The sequence below is a fragment of the Gordonia sp. ALPHA1B1 genome (assembly GCF_005502615.1).
Classification (GTDB): Bacteria; Actinomycetota; Actinomycetes; order Mycobacteriales; family Mycobacteriaceae; genus Gordonia; species Gordonia hongkongensis.
Map to the genome: position 1 here is coordinate 1 of NZ_SCOC01000012.1, position 14,496 is coordinate 14,496.

General features: G+C 68.4%; 13 protein-coding genes and 1 pseudogene. 8 read left to right on the forward strand and 6 right to left on the reverse strand.

Annotated elements, in window-relative coordinates:
• Positions 1-217 (forward strand): annotated as a pseudogene (locus FFS52_RS10170) (hypothetical protein); the annotation flags it as partial.
• A gap of 419 nt (positions 218-636) precedes the next feature.
• Here FFS52_RS10170 and FFS52_RS10180 read toward each other — a convergent pair.
• Together FFS52_RS10180 and FFS52_RS10185 are read right to left on the reverse strand one after the other, a co-directional pair.
• Entirely contained in the window at positions 637-1,494 is an 858-nt protein-coding gene (locus tag FFS52_RS10180) for an alpha/beta fold hydrolase (protein WP_137809601.1), read from the reverse strand.
• Positions 1,495-1,526: 32 nt separating this feature from the next.
• On the reverse strand, positions 1,527-1,808 hold the full coding sequence (locus FFS52_RS10185) for a helix-turn-helix domain-containing protein (protein WP_137809691.1): 282 nt from the start codon (positions 1,806-1,808) through the stop codon (positions 1,527-1,529).
• Between the two features lie 156 nt (positions 1,809-1,964).
• Here FFS52_RS10185 and FFS52_RS10190 point away from each other — a divergent pair, with 156 nt between their 5' ends.
• From FFS52_RS10190 to FFS52_RS10210, 5 genes are read left to right on the forward strand one after another with little or no spacing between them, the layout of a single operon-like run.
• A complete protein-coding gene (locus FFS52_RS10190; protein ID WP_137809602.1) occupies positions 1,965-3,596 on the forward strand; it encodes an ABC transporter substrate-binding protein in 1,632 nt (543 codons plus the stop codon).
• Positions 3,578-4,678: an ABC transporter permease gene (locus FFS52_RS10195; RefSeq protein ID WP_137809603.1), complete on the forward strand. Its 1,101-nt coding sequence runs from the start codon at positions 3,578-3,580 to the stop codon at positions 4,676-4,678. Before FFS52_RS10190 ends, FFS52_RS10195 begins: the two co-directional genes overlap by 19 nt.
• Positions 4,675-5,544, forward strand: coding sequence for an ABC transporter permease (locus tag FFS52_RS10200; RefSeq protein ID WP_137809604.1), 870 nt, complete (start codon positions 4,675-4,677; stop codon positions 5,542-5,544). Before FFS52_RS10195 ends, FFS52_RS10200 begins: the two co-directional genes overlap by 4 nt.
• Complete coding sequence (locus FFS52_RS10205; RefSeq protein WP_137809605.1) at positions 5,541-6,305, forward strand: ATP-binding cassette domain-containing protein; 765 nt, start codon at positions 5,541-5,543, stop codon at positions 6,303-6,305. Before FFS52_RS10200 ends, FFS52_RS10205 begins: the two co-directional genes overlap by 4 nt.
• The gene (locus FFS52_RS10210; protein ID WP_137809606.1) at positions 6,302-6,916 is read left to right on the forward strand and encodes an ATP-binding cassette domain-containing protein; all 615 of its coding nucleotides are present in this window, start codon (positions 6,302-6,304) and stop codon (positions 6,914-6,916) included. The genes FFS52_RS10205 and FFS52_RS10210 overlap by 4 nt, the downstream gene beginning before the upstream one ends.
• A 285-nt stretch (positions 6,917-7,201) precedes the next feature.
• On the opposite strand, the gene FFS52_RS10215 is transcribed toward FFS52_RS10210, so the two are convergent.
• A complete protein-coding gene (locus FFS52_RS10215; RefSeq protein ID WP_101820745.1) occupies positions 7,202-8,158 on the reverse strand; it encodes a R2-like ligand-binding oxidase in 957 nt (318 codons plus the stop codon).
• A 405-nt stretch (positions 8,159-8,563) separates the two neighbouring features.
• Between FFS52_RS10215 and FFS52_RS10220 the strand changes: the two genes are divergently transcribed.
• Positions 8,564-9,691, forward strand: a complete 1,128-nt coding sequence (locus tag FFS52_RS10220) for an NDMA-dependent alcohol dehydrogenase (protein WP_101820746.1) — start codon at positions 8,564-8,566, stop codon at positions 9,689-9,691.
• Positions 9,692-9,753: 62 nt separating this feature from the next.
• Here FFS52_RS10220 and FFS52_RS10225 read toward each other — a convergent pair whose 3' ends face one another.
• Positions 9,754-10,323: a potassium channel family protein gene (locus FFS52_RS10225; RefSeq protein WP_137809607.1), complete on the reverse strand. Its 570-nt coding sequence runs from the start codon at positions 10,321-10,323 to the stop codon at positions 9,754-9,756.
• Positions 10,320-12,383 (reverse strand): M13 family metallopeptidase, encoded by a 2,064-nt coding sequence (locus FFS52_RS10230; protein ID WP_137809608.1) that lies wholly within the window; start codon positions 12,381-12,383, stop codon positions 10,320-10,322. The genes FFS52_RS10225 and FFS52_RS10230 overlap by 4 nt, the downstream gene beginning before the upstream one ends.
• A 110-nt stretch (positions 12,384-12,493) precedes the next feature.
• Here FFS52_RS10230 and FFS52_RS10235 point away from each other — a divergent pair, with 110 nt between their 5' ends.
• A complete protein-coding gene (locus FFS52_RS10235; RefSeq protein WP_137809609.1) occupies positions 12,494-13,948 on the forward strand; it encodes an NAD(P)/FAD-dependent oxidoreductase in 1,455 nt (484 codons plus the stop codon).
• A 41-nt stretch (positions 13,949-13,989) separates the two neighbouring features.
• On the opposite strand, the gene FFS52_RS10240 is transcribed toward FFS52_RS10235, so the two are convergent.
• Entirely contained in the window at positions 13,990-14,436 is a 447-nt protein-coding gene (locus FFS52_RS10240; protein ID WP_137809610.1) for a pyridoxamine 5'-phosphate oxidase family protein, read from the reverse strand.
• Positions 14,437-14,496: the final 60 nt, after the last annotated feature.

Here is a 14,496-nt window from a genome sequence, read left to right on the forward strand (position 1 = left end):
CTCCTACGGCTCACGGCCGAGGTTCACCGCCGACACCCGCGACCTGGCCGCACAGATGATCGCCCACCAGTACACCGACGGCCAGGGCTACGGAAACGGCCTCCCCGAGGGCTACGGCACGGTCCGCTGCGACATGAACACCGCCAACGGCTACGACCCCGAACAGCTACGCGCCGCCACCGGAATCGAACACGCGGCACGATCACCCGCCCGGTAGACCCGGGCCGCACCCGGCCCACCTCGACCCTCCCCGTTTGTCACCCCCACCCCCTACGCATCGCACGCACGCGGATGACGGCATCGAGCAACTCGACACCGACGGCCGCGGCGACTTCGGCCGCCGCGACGCGGATCGCAATGTAGCCCAAGGTGAGGTCTATTGCGGCGCAACGGGAATGAGTCGGTCGCGCAGGTCGACGGTCACGGTCGACTCGGGGTTGGGAACCCGGTGACGGCCGGTTTCCGGGCACTGGACCTCGGTACCCCGGTAGGTCAGCACCGTGTGACCCGGTGGGATGGTTCGACGGCGTGGGGCAAAGCCGTTCCCGCGGAACCGCTTCCTTCCGGCTCATCGAGTTCTACCAGCCGGAAGGAAACGTATGGGGTGGAAGGAAAAGGTGCAGCGGGACCGGGCGGTCAGCGGGTCAGGAACGAGGTGACCGTCGCCTCGAAGGCCTCCTTGGCCTCGATCATCACCCAATGGCCGCACTTCGGGAAGATGTGGAGTTCGGCGTCGGGGATGAGGCGCATGGGGGCCATCGCCATGTCGGGCGGGCTGACGCGGTCGTCGCGGCCCCAGGTGAGGAGCGTCGGGCAGGCGACCTTGTGCATCGACGCCCAGTACGGCGGGGTGTCGGAGGCAGCCATGAACTGCTGCTGCATCTCGAAAGCCGCAGAGCCGTACATCATCTGGGCGGTCTTGCGGGCGTCGGGGTTGATGGCGGCTTCCCAGCGTTCCTCGATGAGTTCCTCGGTGACCAGGGAACGGTCGAAGACCATCGAGTTCAGCCAGCGGACGAGCTTGTCCTTGTCCGGGGCGTCGGTGAACTCCTGCAGGAGTCGCAGGCCCTCGCTGGGGCTGGGGCTGAACACATTCGGGCCCACGCCGCCGATGGTGACGAGCTTCTCGACGCGGTCGGGCTTCTTGATCGCCAGGTTGACGCCGACGACGCCGCCCATCGAGTTGCCGATCATCGGTGCCTTGTCGATGCCGAGCGCATCCATGAACCGGATGACCGAGCCACCGGCGGTGAGGACCGGGTGCCCTTCGACAGCGTCGCTGACGCCGAAGCCGGGGAACTCGATCACGTAGCAGTGATGGGTCTGCGCGAAGTGGCCGAGGTTGCCGCGGTAGTTGCGCCAGCCGGTGACCCCGGGGCCGGAGCCGTGCAGCAGGATCAGCGGCGGCGCATCGGCGTCACCCGCCTCGTGGTAGCGCAGGGTGCCCTGGTCGGTCGTCAGTTCCCGTTTGGTCGCATCGAAGGAGACATCCACGCCAACAGATTAGAACGTGTTCTAATCTGTTGTCACGGGCGTGCGTGATCGGGCCCATGGCCTGGGGCGATGTGACCGACCCCGATGATGTCGTGCAGGATGCGGTGCACGATCGCGTCGCCGACGACCTCGTAGTGGACCATCCGGCCGACCTTCTCCGAACGGACCCACCCCTGGTCGCGCAGCTTGCGGATCGACTGGGAGGCGGCGTTCTCGGTGATGCCGATACGGGTGGCCAGTTCGGCGACCGTGGAACCCGGCCGCGCATGCATCTCCGCGACGAGTCGGAGGCGGTTGGGGTCGCTCAGGAGCATGAAACGTGCGGCCCAGGAGTCCGCGTCGAACGAGTCCGCGTGAAATGAGTGTGGGTGGAAGTCGGTCACCGGCCCCTCCTCGTCACTTCGTCGATGGACACCAGCTCATCGTTCCTCACGGCCCCGGTGGCGGCAAATGTATGTCTGAGAGAACATATGTCTGTGCACACACGTGTTGAGGGAGCGTCGTCGGCTGTTCGCGGAGTCGTCACGGTCGGAGCCGCCGTTCTTCTCGCGATGGTCGCCCTCGCGGGTTGCTCGGTGTCGGATCAGGCAACGGCGACCGACCTGATCGTCCTCGGCGAGGGACAGGACCCCGGTGACTTCAACCCGATGCTCGGTTATGCACAGCTCGGCGTCTCGCCCATCTACGACGGCCTCCTCATCCCGGCCGCCGACGGCGACGACCGCGTTCCGGACCTCGTCCCGGCGCTCGCTGCGTCCCGCCCCGAGCGTGTCGCGCCGCGGACGTGGCGGGTGCCGCTCAAGAGTGGCGTTACGTTCTCCGACGGCACCGCCTTCGACGCCGCCGACGTCGTCGCGACCTACCGGGCCGTCGTCGATCCACGGGTCGCGTCGCAGATCTCGACCGACTTCGCGCCGATCGTCTCGGTCGAGGCCGACGGGCCCGGGGCGGTGACCGTTCGGATGAACACCGACGCGGACCCGTCGCCGTACCTGCTCGTGGGTGTCGTGCCCGCCGAGCGGGTGGAGGATGCGCCGGCGGCGGAGTGGGCCCTGAACACCGAGCCCGTGGGCACCGGGGCGTACCGGCTCGATTCGCTCGAGCCGGACCAGGCCGTTCTCGTTGCGCGCGAGAACTATTGGGGAAACCAGCCGGCGGTACAACGCATCGTCTACACCCACGTTCCCGACGACAACACCCGCGCGCAACGGATCGCGGCCGGTGAGATCGACGGCGCGAACCTGCCACCTAGGCTCGCCGAGAGCCTGGACGGACGTGACGGCATCGACGTGGTGTCGGTGAAATCCGCTGACTGGCGCGGCATCTCACTGCCGAGCACGAACCCGTTCACCGCCGACCCGGCCGCTCGCCTCGCGATGAACCTCGGCGTCGACCGGCAGGCCGTCGTCGACGACGTGCTGACCGGCGACGGTGAACCCGCCAGCACGCCGATCGCCTCGGTATACGGGGCTGACGTCTACGACGAGCAGGCGCAGTTCGGCTTCGACGCCGATCGTGCACGGGCGACACTCGACGCCGCCGGGTGGCGGACGGCTCCCGACGGTATCCGGGCCCGCGGGGCCGACCGGGCGTCGTTCGCCCTCCTCTACAACGCCGAGGACACTCTTCGCCGTGATCTGGCGGTGGCGTTCGCGGCGTCGATGAAACGGATCGGTGTGGAGGTCCTCACCCGCGGCACCAGCTGGGACGAGATCGATTCCGAATTGACCTCGGCAGCGGTGCTTCTGGGTGGCGGCGCGACGCCGTACAGCATCGACTCGCAGGTCTACGACACCCTGCACACGCGCGTCGCGAACTCGTCGCCGTACTCCAACCCGGGCGACCTCACCGCCCCCGGGCTCGACGCCCTTCTCGACGAGGCACGTGCGAGCGCGCCCGGGCCGGCGAATGACCAGCGGTATCAGCGCATCCAGCAGATCTACGCGGCTGCGCCGTCGTACGTCTTCCTGGCGTTCCTGCACCACACCTACGCCTCTCGGGGCGAGGGTTGGCGGCACGACGACCCGATCCTCGAACCGCATTCGCACGGCGTCACCTGGGGCCCGTGGTGGAACGTGCCGTCGTGGCAACCGATCTCATGACCTCCCTCGCCTCGTCGGTGCGGTCGATCCGGCCGGCCGGCACCGACGCCGACGATCGGACCGACAGGCGGCACCCGCGGCGCCGGCGCACGAGGCGGCCGGACTCGCGCACTCGGCGAGCCGGACGACTCCTGCTCCGGCGCGTCCTCCTGATGATCCCGACGACGATCCTGGTGTCCCTCGGGATCTTCGCCGTCGCCGCCGCGTCGCCGTTCGATCCGCTCACCGCTCATCTCGGTGACAACTACCAGTCGGCCACCCCCGCCCAGCGGGCGGCGACCGCGGCCGCCTATGACGTGGACCAGTACTGGCTGAGCGCCTGGTGGAACTGGTGGGGTGCGCTGCTCCACGGTGATCTGGGTTGGTCCTCGACCCAGGGCCGCGCGGTCGACGAAGTGATCTCGCAACGTCTTCCGTTCACCCTCGGCATGTCGACGGCTGCATTGATCTCCGCTGCGTTGCTCGCCGTCGTCGGAGGGGCCGTCATCGGTATGCGGCGGGGCGGGCTGGTCGACCGGGCGTGTACGGCGGTGGCGGCCATGCTGGCCGCGACCCCGCCCTTCGTGGTGTCACTGGTGCTGGTCAGCATCTTCGCGGTGACGCTGGGGTGGTTTCCGACCTCCGGTGCTCGACGCCCCGGCGACGACTACTCCCTCGACGGTCTGCTCACCCACGCCGTGTTGCCGTACCTGGCCCTGACCGTGTCGATGATCCCGTGGTTGCTGCTGACCATGCGCGCGGCCGTCGTCGACGCCACCGCCTCCGATGCGGTCCGGGCCGCCCGGACCCGCGGTGTCGACGGGTGGGCGCTCCTGCGCGGGCACGTGGTGCCGGTGTCGGTACTGCCCACCCTCGCGCTCCTCGGCACCCGCCTGCCCGAGATCATCGCCGGCGCCGCCATCGTCGAGACCGTCTTCGGCTGGCCCGGCCTCGCCGCGGCGCTCGTGGATTCGGCTGTGGCACTGGACTTCTCGTTGCTGGCCGCGCTCGCGGTCGGATCGGCCGTACTCGTGCTGCTCGGGTCGGCCCTGTCCGATGCGGCGGCCGTGTGGATCGATCCGCGGATCGGACTGACCGCATGACGACCATCGGTGACACGACGGGCGTCGGGGTCGTGAGCCGTCGGGCCGCGATCGGTCACCGCGCCGCCCTCGTCACACCGTGGGTCGTGCTGACGGTCATGGTCGTCATGGCGGTCGGGTGGCCCGTTCTCGCAGGCGAACAGACCGCCGACTTCGCGCGTTCGCTGCTGCCTCCGGGTTCCGGGGCGGCACTCGGGACCGACCACTCGGGGTACGACATCGGTGTCAGAACTGCTGCCGGACTGCGGATCTCGCTGCTGATCGCCGCGGCGTGCGCGGTCCTGGCGACGGCCCTCGGCGTCCTCGTCGGAATCGGTGCGGTGACGATGGGCGGGTGGTTCGACGCGGTGGTGATGCGCGTCGTCGACGGGGTCAACGCCTTGCCGCACCTCGTCGTCGGAGTGGTCATCGCCGCGATGTGGCGCGGTGAGCCGGTCGCGATCATCGCGTCGATCGCGCTGACCCACTGGCCGTCCGTCGCGCGGGTGGTGCGCGCCGAACTACTCGAGGCGACGTCGTCGGGGTGGGTCGAATCCGCCCGCTTGGCCGGTGCGTCCCGCACCTTCGTCGCCGTCCGCCATCTGCTGCCCGCAGTGAGCGGGCAGGTGCTGGTGGCGATGACCGTGTTGCTGCCGCACGCGGTCTGGCACGAGACGACGCTGTCGTTCCTGGGTGTCGGGCTCTCCCCGGATGCCGCGAGTCTCGGCACGCTGCTCGGGCAGGCGCGCGGTGACATCCTCACCGGCGCGTGGTGGACGCTGGTCGTGCCCGGCGTCGCCCTGATGGTCACCGCGCTCGCATGTGCGGCCGCGGCGTCGTCGCTGCGTCGTGCCACGACGCCGCCCGCCGGCGAGGTGTGGCGGTGAGCGCCGGACTCGACGGGGTGACGGTGGAGATCGTGGCCCGGAATCGGTGGAACCGGGCAGCAGTCCGAGTGCTCGACGACGTGACGCTGCCCTTGCCGGCCGGGTCGATGACCGCACTGGTGGGTGAGTCCGGCTGCGGCAAGTCGATGGTCGCGTCGGTCCTGTCCGGTCTGCTCCCGCCGGGGTCCGTGCCGACGGGTCGACTGCGGATCGGCGGCGAGGTGTTCACCGATCGTGAACTCGCCGGCGCGGACCGCCGGTGGCGAGGACTTCGCGGGCGCCGCATCGGCTCCATTCCCCAGTCGGCGTCGACCTCGTTCACGCCTGTGCGCAGTGTCGGCGCGCAGCTGGACGAGGTGATCGGCATTCTCGACGGGTCCCGGGATGCCGTCGAGCTGTGCCGACGCGTGCACCTCGACCCCGCCGCACTCCGGTTGTATCCGCACGAGCTGTCCGGCGGGATGGCGCAGCGCGCCGCGATCGCCGCAGCCCTGGCCGGTGATCCGGACACGATCGTCGCCGACGAGCCGACCTCGGCGCTCGACGCCGAACTCGCAGCCGACATCTGGGAGCTCCTCGCCGAAGCCGCGAGTGCCGGCGCGGCGGTGCTCGTGATCACCCACGACGTCGAGACGATGCGGCGCGGGTGCGATTCGGTGGCGGTCATGCGCGCGGGACGGATCGTCGATCATCGTCGGTTCGATGAGATCGTTGCCTCCGACGACGCCTATGTCGCCGGGTTCTTCGAAAGAGTGCCGTGACCGTCGGTGACCTGCTCGTCGGTACGGGGTTGAGCGCTCACTTCGGCGATACGGTCGTGTTCGAGGGCCTCGACGTCGGTGTCGGCGCCGGAACGGTCACCGGAGTGGTCGGGCGGTCGGGGAGCGGCAAGACGACGCTGCTGCGCGTCCTCGCGGGGTTCGCCGCGCCGGCTGCCGGAAGAGTCGCGTGGCCGGGCGGGCGTCGCCCCGGCGACATCGCCCTCCTCGCCCAGCATCCGCGCCTCGTCGCCAACCCACGGTGGACGCTGCGCCGGATCGTCGCCGAACCCGCGGCGATCGCGAGACGAGACTGTGACGTCGAACGAGCCGCGGATCGCGTCGGGCTCGATCCGGCCTTGCTGGACCGCTATCCGTCACAAGTGAGCGACGGTCAACTCCAGCGCGCGTGCCTCGGCAGGCTCGTGGTGCAGCAGCCGCGGGTCGTGCTGTGCGACGAACCGACCGCGATGCTGGATCCGGTCGCGTCTCGGGCCGTGACGTCGCTGCTCGACGACCTCGTCGCCGACGGGGCGGGCCTGCTGCTGGTGAGCCACGACCGACGGCTGGTGGAATCGCGCAGCCGGGACGTCATCGACCTCGACCGGCGCTGACGGTTGCGGCCGCTGTTCGGGTCGCCGAGTGGCTTCGACTCGGCGCCTCGACATCGACGCGCTCCTTCGTCGCTTGCTCGGCCCGGCGGCTGCGCTCGGTGCCGGCTCAACCAGCGGAGGGGCGTCGCTTCGCTCGGTGCCGGCTCAACCAGCAGAGGAGCGTCGCTTCGCTCGGTGGACGGGGATTCTGCTGGTCGAGCAGCGTCGACCGAGCGTAGCGAGGACGCCGCGTCCGTCGAGGCCACTCGGTGAGGTGGTGTCAACCAGCGGAGGGGTGATGCCCCGTCACATCTGCAGGCGGACGGCGTCGTCCTCGCCGAATTGGTCTTCGAGCACCTCGGGGGAGTAGTCGAGGTCGATCTCGGCGACCGGACGTCCCCGGGCGGACTCGATGGCCGAGAGCCGACGCTGGGCGCGGTCGGCCGCATAGGCGAGGAACTCGTCGTTGTCGAGGCCGAAGGGTTGGACCTCGAACTGCTGGTTGACCCACTCGATCATGCCCAGCGCGAGCGGCAACAGTTCGTTCATGCGTTCGCCGACGGCGTCCCACAGCGAGTCGTCGGCCGCGACGTGCCGGCGACACGTGAAGGTTCCCCACGCCATGTGCCGCCGCTCGTCGTCGCCGATGAACCGGATCAGCTTCTGCATCCCCGGGAAGATCCCGTGCCTGGTGCACACCTTCTGCCACGCGTGGTAGCCGGTCAGCGCCAGGCTGCCCTCGATCACGTGGTTGTAGGTGACGCTGGCGCGGATCTGGTTCCGGGGCGACGGGTCGTGGTCGAGGACGTGCAGGGACGCGGGCAGTTCTTCGTAGAACAACTGGCGATAGTAGGGATTCGCGCTGACGAAGCTCTGGAGGTCGCCGGTGAGGCCGACCGCGTCCATCCACCGCCGGAACACCTGGGTGTGCTTGGCCTCTTCGAAACAGAACTGCGACAGGTACATCTCGTCGCCGAACCGGCCTTCGGTCGCCATCGCCTTCATGAACGGCTGGATGTCCTGGGTGACCGCCTCCTCGCCGGCGATGAACTGACTCACCAGGTAGGTGGCGCTCCGGCGCTGCTCGTCGGTGAGCTCGGCCCAGTCCTGTGCGTCCTGCGAGAAGTCGATGGCGATCGGATCCCAGAACCGAGCATTGCCTTTCACGAAGAGCCGCAACGGAAACGAGTCCCAGTTGAGACCGCCCTGTCGCAATGACGAGAAGTCGGCCCGGCCCTCCGCTTTGTGTTCGATGAGAGTCATGAGATCACCAGCCAGACACTTCGGAAGTGGAGTACCCCGACGCTAACCCCTTCCTCGATCCGGAGATATGAGATCGACCAACTCTGTTGTCGCGGAGTTGTTTCCGGCCTGACGCCGATCGGTGGGCGATGTCGTCATCGTCGAACCCGGTGGCGTCGGCTGTGCGGCCGACGCCGTCGACCGTGCGGCCTGGCTCGTCGGGTGTGCGGTCGTGACCGAGACTGTCCGGAGCTTGGGTCGACGACCGCTCGAACCCGGCCTGGAACGTCACCGCAATCCTGTGCCATGGATCGCGTGAAACGCCTGCGAGAGTGTCGGCGGTGGACCACCATGTGACCTACGTCGCATAAGCAGACGGCGATATCTGACGCCCCGGTGCCGGGGCAGCACGAGCGAGGAGCACGAATGAAGACCAAAGGTGCAGTTCTGCGCAATCCGGGCGAAGAGTGGAAGATCGAGGAGTTCGAGCTCGGCGATCCGGTGGCGGGCGAAGTCCAGGTCAAACTCGTCAGCTCGGGTTTGTGCCACTCGGATCACCACCTGCGGACCGGCGACAGCCCGGCGCCGATGCCGGTACTCGGCGGTCACGAGGGCGCCGGAGTCGTGACCAAGGTGGGTCCCGGTGTCACCCGCCTCAAGGAGGGCGACCACGTCGTCACCGCGTTCATCCCGGCCTGCGGAACATGCGAGCCGTGCTCGCGCGGTCAGCAGAACATCTGCGACGAGGGTGCTCGCCTGCTGACCGGTCTGTCCATCGCCGACGACACCAACCGCGCGTACACGCACGACGGGGTACCCCTCGTGCAGATGTGCATGCTCGGGACATTCGCGCCCTACATCACCGTCAATCAGGCGTCGCTGGTCAAGATCGAAGACGACATCCCGCTGCAGGCGGCCGCGCTGCTCGGTTGCGGTGTCGCGACCGGTTGGGGTTCGGCCGTCGAGATCGGTGGCACCCACGCCGGTGACACCGTGGTGGTCGTCGGCATCGGTGGTGTCGGCATCAACTCGATCCAGGGTGCGGCCGCCGCCGGCGCTCGCAACGTCATCGCCGTCGATCCGGTGCCGTTCAAGTTGCAGATGGCCGAAAAGCTGGGTGCGACACACACGTTCCCGTCGATGGAGGCCGCGCTCGAGGCGATCGGCGACATCACGTGGGGCAAGATGGCCAACACCACGATCCTCACCGTGGGCGAGATCGACGGTTCGATGATCGCTCCCGCCCTCGCCCTCACAGGTAAGGCCGGGCAGGTCGTCGTGGTCGGTATGGGCAACTTCCAGTCGATGGACGCCCAGATGAACCTCTTCGACCTCACCCTCATGCAGAAGCGCGTGCAGGGTGCGATCTTCGGCGGAGCGAGCCCCCGCACCCAGGTTCCGGCGCTGCTCAACGAATACCGCGCCGGCAAGCTCAATCTCGACGATCTGGTGACCAAGACCTACCGTCTCGATCAGATCAACGAGGCATACGACGACATGCTGGCGGGCAACAACATCCGCGGCATGATCGTCTACGGCGACGACGACTACTGAGTTATCGATCACCAGGCCGAGCGGCCTTCGAGGCCCGTCCTCGGTTCACGCGCGACGTCAGGTCACCGTCCGGTGGCCTGACGTCGCGCGTTGATCAGCAGGTTGAGGAACCGCAGTCCCAACCCGAGCAGCACCAGCGTGCTCGCCATCTGGATCGACACCGCAACCCGGGCCCCCTGCGAATCCGGTGCGATGTCCCCGAATCCCGTCGTGGTGAACACCGTGAGACAGAAGTACAGGGCGTCGATCCGGGTCAGGGACTCGTTGAAACTCCCGGTGTCGTACTCGGAGAACAGGAAATAGGTCGTGGCAAAGGCGACGATGTAGAAGCTCGCCAATGCCACGAGCATCTCCATGGCGGTCGCGACCGGCCGGTCCGAGCGGCTGAACCGGCGAACCTCCCAGACACAGAACGACATCAACAGCAGGGCGCCGACCACCAGGCCGAGCGAGTTGATGTCACTGTCCTTGTTGATGGGTAGCAGAAAGTACCCCGCCAGAAGGACGATGGCCGCGCCGATCGGTCGCAGCAGGGCGACGGTGAGGTCGCGCCCCCTGACCAGACCGAGTGACGCAGCGGTACCCGGCGGCTTCTCCTCGCGCGGACCGGCGCCGCCGGGCACCTCGCTCACCAGATCCGCACGCGCTCGGCCGGGTCCAGATACAGAGCGTCTCCGGGTTCGACGTCGAAGGCATCGTGGAATGCGTCCATGTTGCGGATGACGCCGTTGCACCGGAACTCCGGCGGCGAGTGCGGGTCGATGGACAGGCGTCGGATCGCCTCGGCGTCGCGGGTCTTGGTCCGCCAGATCTGCGCCCAGCTGTAGAACACGCGCTGCGTTCCGGTCAGGTCGTCGATTATCGGCCCGCTCGCTCCGCTCCCGGCGCCGGCGATGACCGGCGGCTCGGTGCCGGTGTCATCGGGCCCGCTCGCTTCGCTCCCGGCGCCCTCGGTGGCGATTCTGTACGCGACGAGTGCGATGGACAACCCGCCGAGGTCGCCGATGTTCTCACCGATGGTGAAGTCGCCGTTGACCTTGTGTTCGGGGTCGAGTCCGGTAGGGGTGAACTCGCTGTACTGATCGATGAGTTTACGTGTCCGCGAGGAGAACTCGGATCGGTCGGTGTCGGTCCACCAGTCGACGAGGTTGCCGTCGCCGTCGTACTTGGCGCCCTGATCGTCGAACCCGTGTCCGATCTCGTGACCGATGACCGCACCGATGCCCCCGTAGTTGACCGCGTCGTCGGCGTCGGGGTCGAAGAAGGGCGGCTGGAGGATCGCGGCGGGGAACACGATCTCGTTCATGCCGGGGTTGTAGTACGCGTTGACCGTCTGCGGCGTCATGAACCATTCGTCGCGGTCGACCGGCGAACCGATCTTGGCGAACTCGCGATCCTGCTCGAACGACGAGGCGCGCGCCACGTTCCCGATGAGGTCACCACGGTCCACGCTGAGCGAGCTGTAGTCCCGCCACTTGGCCGGGTAGCCGATCTTCGGGTTGAACTTGCCGAGTTTGACGAGGGCCTTCTCCCGGGTCTCCGGGGTCATCCACGGCAGGTCGGAGATGTTGCGGCGGTAGGCCTCCACCAGGTTGGCGATCAGTTCGTCCATCCGAGCCTTGGCCTCGGGCGGGAAGTGCTTGGCCACATAGAGTTTGCCGACCGCAAAGCCCATCGCGCCCTCGACGAAGCCGACGCCGCGCTTCCACCGGTCCCGGTTCGTCTCCGCGCCGGTGAGGGTGCGGCCGTAGAAGTCGAAGTTCTCGTCGACGAACGGCGACGACAGGTACGGCGCCGCCGACCGCAACAGGCGCCACGTCAGCCAGGTCTTCCACTCGTCCAGCGGGCGGCTGGTGACGAGTTCGCCGACGCCCGACACGAACGACGGCTGCGCGACGACGACCTCGGCAAACGTGGCATCGCCGCTGGTGCCCAGCCCACCGAACCACTCGGAGAAGGGGAATCCATCTGCGGTGGACGCCAATTCGTTCAGCGACATGAGGTTGTAGGTCAGCTCGGCATCGCGGCGTCGAACCACATCCCAGTGCCGGCCGGCGATGGCTGTCTCGAGGTCGAGGATCACTGCTGCCCGAGCGGCCGCGTCGTCGAACCCGGCCAGCGCGAACATGCGCTCGACGTGCGCGACATACGCCGTCCTGGTCTCGGCGTGCTTGTCCTCCCGGTAATAGGACTCGTCGGGAAGTCCGAGGCCGGACTGTGTCAGGTGCACGAGGTAACGGTCGGACTGCTTCGCGTCGGTGTCCACGTAGTAGCCGAACAGACCACCCGTGCCGTGCCGCTGGAGCCGGCCGATCCGCCGGGCGAGTGCCTCGATGGAGTCGATGGCGGCGATCTTCTCGAGTTCGCCGGTGATCGGGCCGATCCCGAGGGCCTCGATGTGGTCGGTGTCCATGAACGAGGCGTACAGATCGCCGATCTTCTGCGCGTCGGAGCCGCTCTCCGGGCTCGAGGCGGCGCACTCGGTGATGATGTCGCGCACGTGCTCTTCGGAGTTGTCGCGGAGGACGTGGAAGGCGCCGTCGACCGAACGGTCCTCGGGGATGACATGCGACTCGAGCCACTTACCGTTCACATGGGCGAACAGATCGTCCTGGATGCGGACGGAATCGTCGACCCACTCGAGGTCGAGTCCGGAGTTGAGGTCAGTATTCGATGCAGTCACGCGCTCCATCCTGTCACCGGATCGGCGATTCGTCAGCCGCCTCCGCCGTAGGCGAAACCCGCCGGCGTCGTCTCCGCAGACTCGGCGATCGCGGGTACGAATCCGCCTACGCTGAACCCATGGAGTCAACCTTCGACGTCGTCGTGATCGGTGGCGGTCCGGTGGGCGAGAACGTCGCCGACTACGCGATCCGGGGCAGTGATCGAACCGCTGTCGTCATCGAGCACGAACTCATGGGCGGTGAGTGCTCGTACTGGGCGTGTATGCCGAGCAAGGCGCTGCTGGGTCCGGGGTCGGCGCTCGAGGAGGCTCGTGCCCTGGCGGGCGCGCGTGAACGTGTGAGCGGGGAACTGCCCGATGCCGCCGGCGTCCTCGGGTGGCGCGACACCGTGACCGGGCGCCGGGAGGGACCCGGTGCCACGCACGACGACTCCGGTCAGGTGCGGTGGGCGGAAGGTGCGGGTATCGACGTGATCCGCGGACACGGGCGGATCACGGGGGAGCGCCAGGTGACCGTCGGTGACACGGTGTTGACGGCGCGCGAGGCAGTGGTCGTCGCAACCGGGAGCACGGCGTCGATCCCGCCGACGCCGGGTCTGGCGGACGCGCTCCCCTGGACGTCCCGCGACGCGACGAATCTCGTCGACGTAGCGGATCGCGTCCTGGTCCTCGGCGGCGGCGTGGTGGCCTGCGAGGCGGTGACCTGGTTGCTCGATCTCGGGGTGCGTGAGGTCGTGATGGCCATCCGGGGCGACCGGCTACTGCCCAAGATGGAGTCGTTCGTCCCGCAGCTGATCGCGGAGTCGTTCACCCGTCGCGGCGTCGACATCCGGTTCGGCACGACGATCGAGTCCGTCGATCGGCCCGACGTCGCCGACACGGGCTACGGACGCATCCACGGCGGGCCCGCGACCGTCCACCTGGCCGGGGACGGGGCCGGCAGGATCGTCGTCGACGAGATCCTGGTGGCCGCGGGACGCTCGCCCGCGACGCGGGATCTGGGTCTCGAGTCGGTGGGTCTCGAGGCGGGCGGCCCGCTCCGCGTCGACGACCACCTGACGGTGGCGGACCATCCGTGGCTCTACGCGGTGGGAGATGTGAACGGCCGTAATGCGTTGACGCACATGGGCAAGTACCAGGCGCGGGTGGCCGGCGACGTGATCGCCGCGCGCGCGGAGGGCCGCGGCCTCGACGGCCCACGGTTCGCCGCGGCCTCGGACCATGGCGCGGTTCCGCAGGTGGTGTTCACCCGGCCGGAGATCGCAGCGGTCGGCCTGACCGAGAGACAGGCGAAGGACGCCGGGGTCGACGTGCGGATCGCCGACGGGGACATCTCGGTCGCGGGGTCGTATCTGACCGATCCGGAGTACTCGGGCCACGCCCGTCTCGTCGTCGACGCGAGCCGCGACGTCCTCGTGGGGGCGACGTTCGTGGGGCCGCAGACAGCGGAACTCGTGCATTCGGCGACCGTGGCGATCGTCGGTGAGGTCCCGCTGTCGCGGCTGTGGCACGCGGTCCCGTCGTATCCGACGATCAGTGAGGTGTGGCTGCGGCTGCTCGATCAGCTGCGATGAACCGCGGCCCGGTGGGCTGAGGCCGGGGCCCGATCCGCGGGTCAGAAGCTCAGTCGCCGGATCCTGTCCGGCCGGATGACGATCCGCACCCAGTCATCGGCGAGGATCTCGGCGAGATCCTGGGCGCGGGTGGGGTCGTCGAGGTCCCAGTAGCGCTCGGCGAGTCGGGTCGCGAGGTCGCGTGCGGCGTCGCCGTCGGTCTCGACCCGCGCCGGACCGGCTATGGCGATCCAGCGTTCGCGCTCGTCGGCCGGTGTGGCGACCACGATCGAGGCCCGCGGGTCGGAGGCGAGTCGGCGGATCTTGAGCGAATCGGGACCGGTGAAGAGCTGGACCTCACCCTCTGGCGTCGCCTCGAACCAGACGGGGCGGGGCTGCGGGGGAGTCGGGCCGGTGGCCGTCGAGAAGAAGCCGAGGAGGGGGCGGGCCAGGAACTCGAGGTCGTCGGTGCCGAGGGTGTCCGAGGAGATCGCAGTGGTGTCGCTCATGGTCGGTACAACCCGCGCGGCGGCCGATCATTCCATGACTGCCAGAAGATTGGTCTTACC

Coding starts and splice junctions, on each gene's coding strand:
- FFS52_RS10240 (WP_137809610.1), bottom strand. CDS start 14,436: ATGAGCGACACCACTGCGATCTCCTCGGACACCCTCGGCACCGACGAC.
- FFS52_RS10215 (WP_101820745.1), bottom strand. CDS start 8,158: ATGACTCTCATCGAACACAAAGCGGAGGGCCGGGCCGACTTCTCGTCA.
- FFS52_RS10190 (WP_137809602.1), top strand. CDS start 1,965: ATGTCTGTGCACACACGTGTTGAGGGAGCGTCGTCGGCTGTTCGCGGA.
- FFS52_RS10230 (WP_137809608.1), bottom strand. CDS start 12,383: ATGGAGCGCGTGACTGCATCGAATACTGACCTCAACTCCGGACTCGAC.
- FFS52_RS10220 (WP_101820746.1), top strand. CDS start 8,564: ATGAAGACCAAAGGTGCAGTTCTGCGCAATCCGGGCGAAGAGTGGAAG.
- FFS52_RS10235 (WP_137809609.1), top strand. CDS start 12,494: ATGGAGTCAACCTTCGACGTCGTCGTGATCGGTGGCGGTCCGGTGGGC.
- FFS52_RS10200 (WP_137809604.1), top strand. CDS start 4,675: ATGACGACCATCGGTGACACGACGGGCGTCGGGGTCGTGAGCCGTCGG.
- FFS52_RS10185 (WP_137809691.1), bottom strand. CDS start 1,808: ATGCTCCTGAGCGACCCCAACCGCCTCCGACTCGTCGCGGAGATGCAT.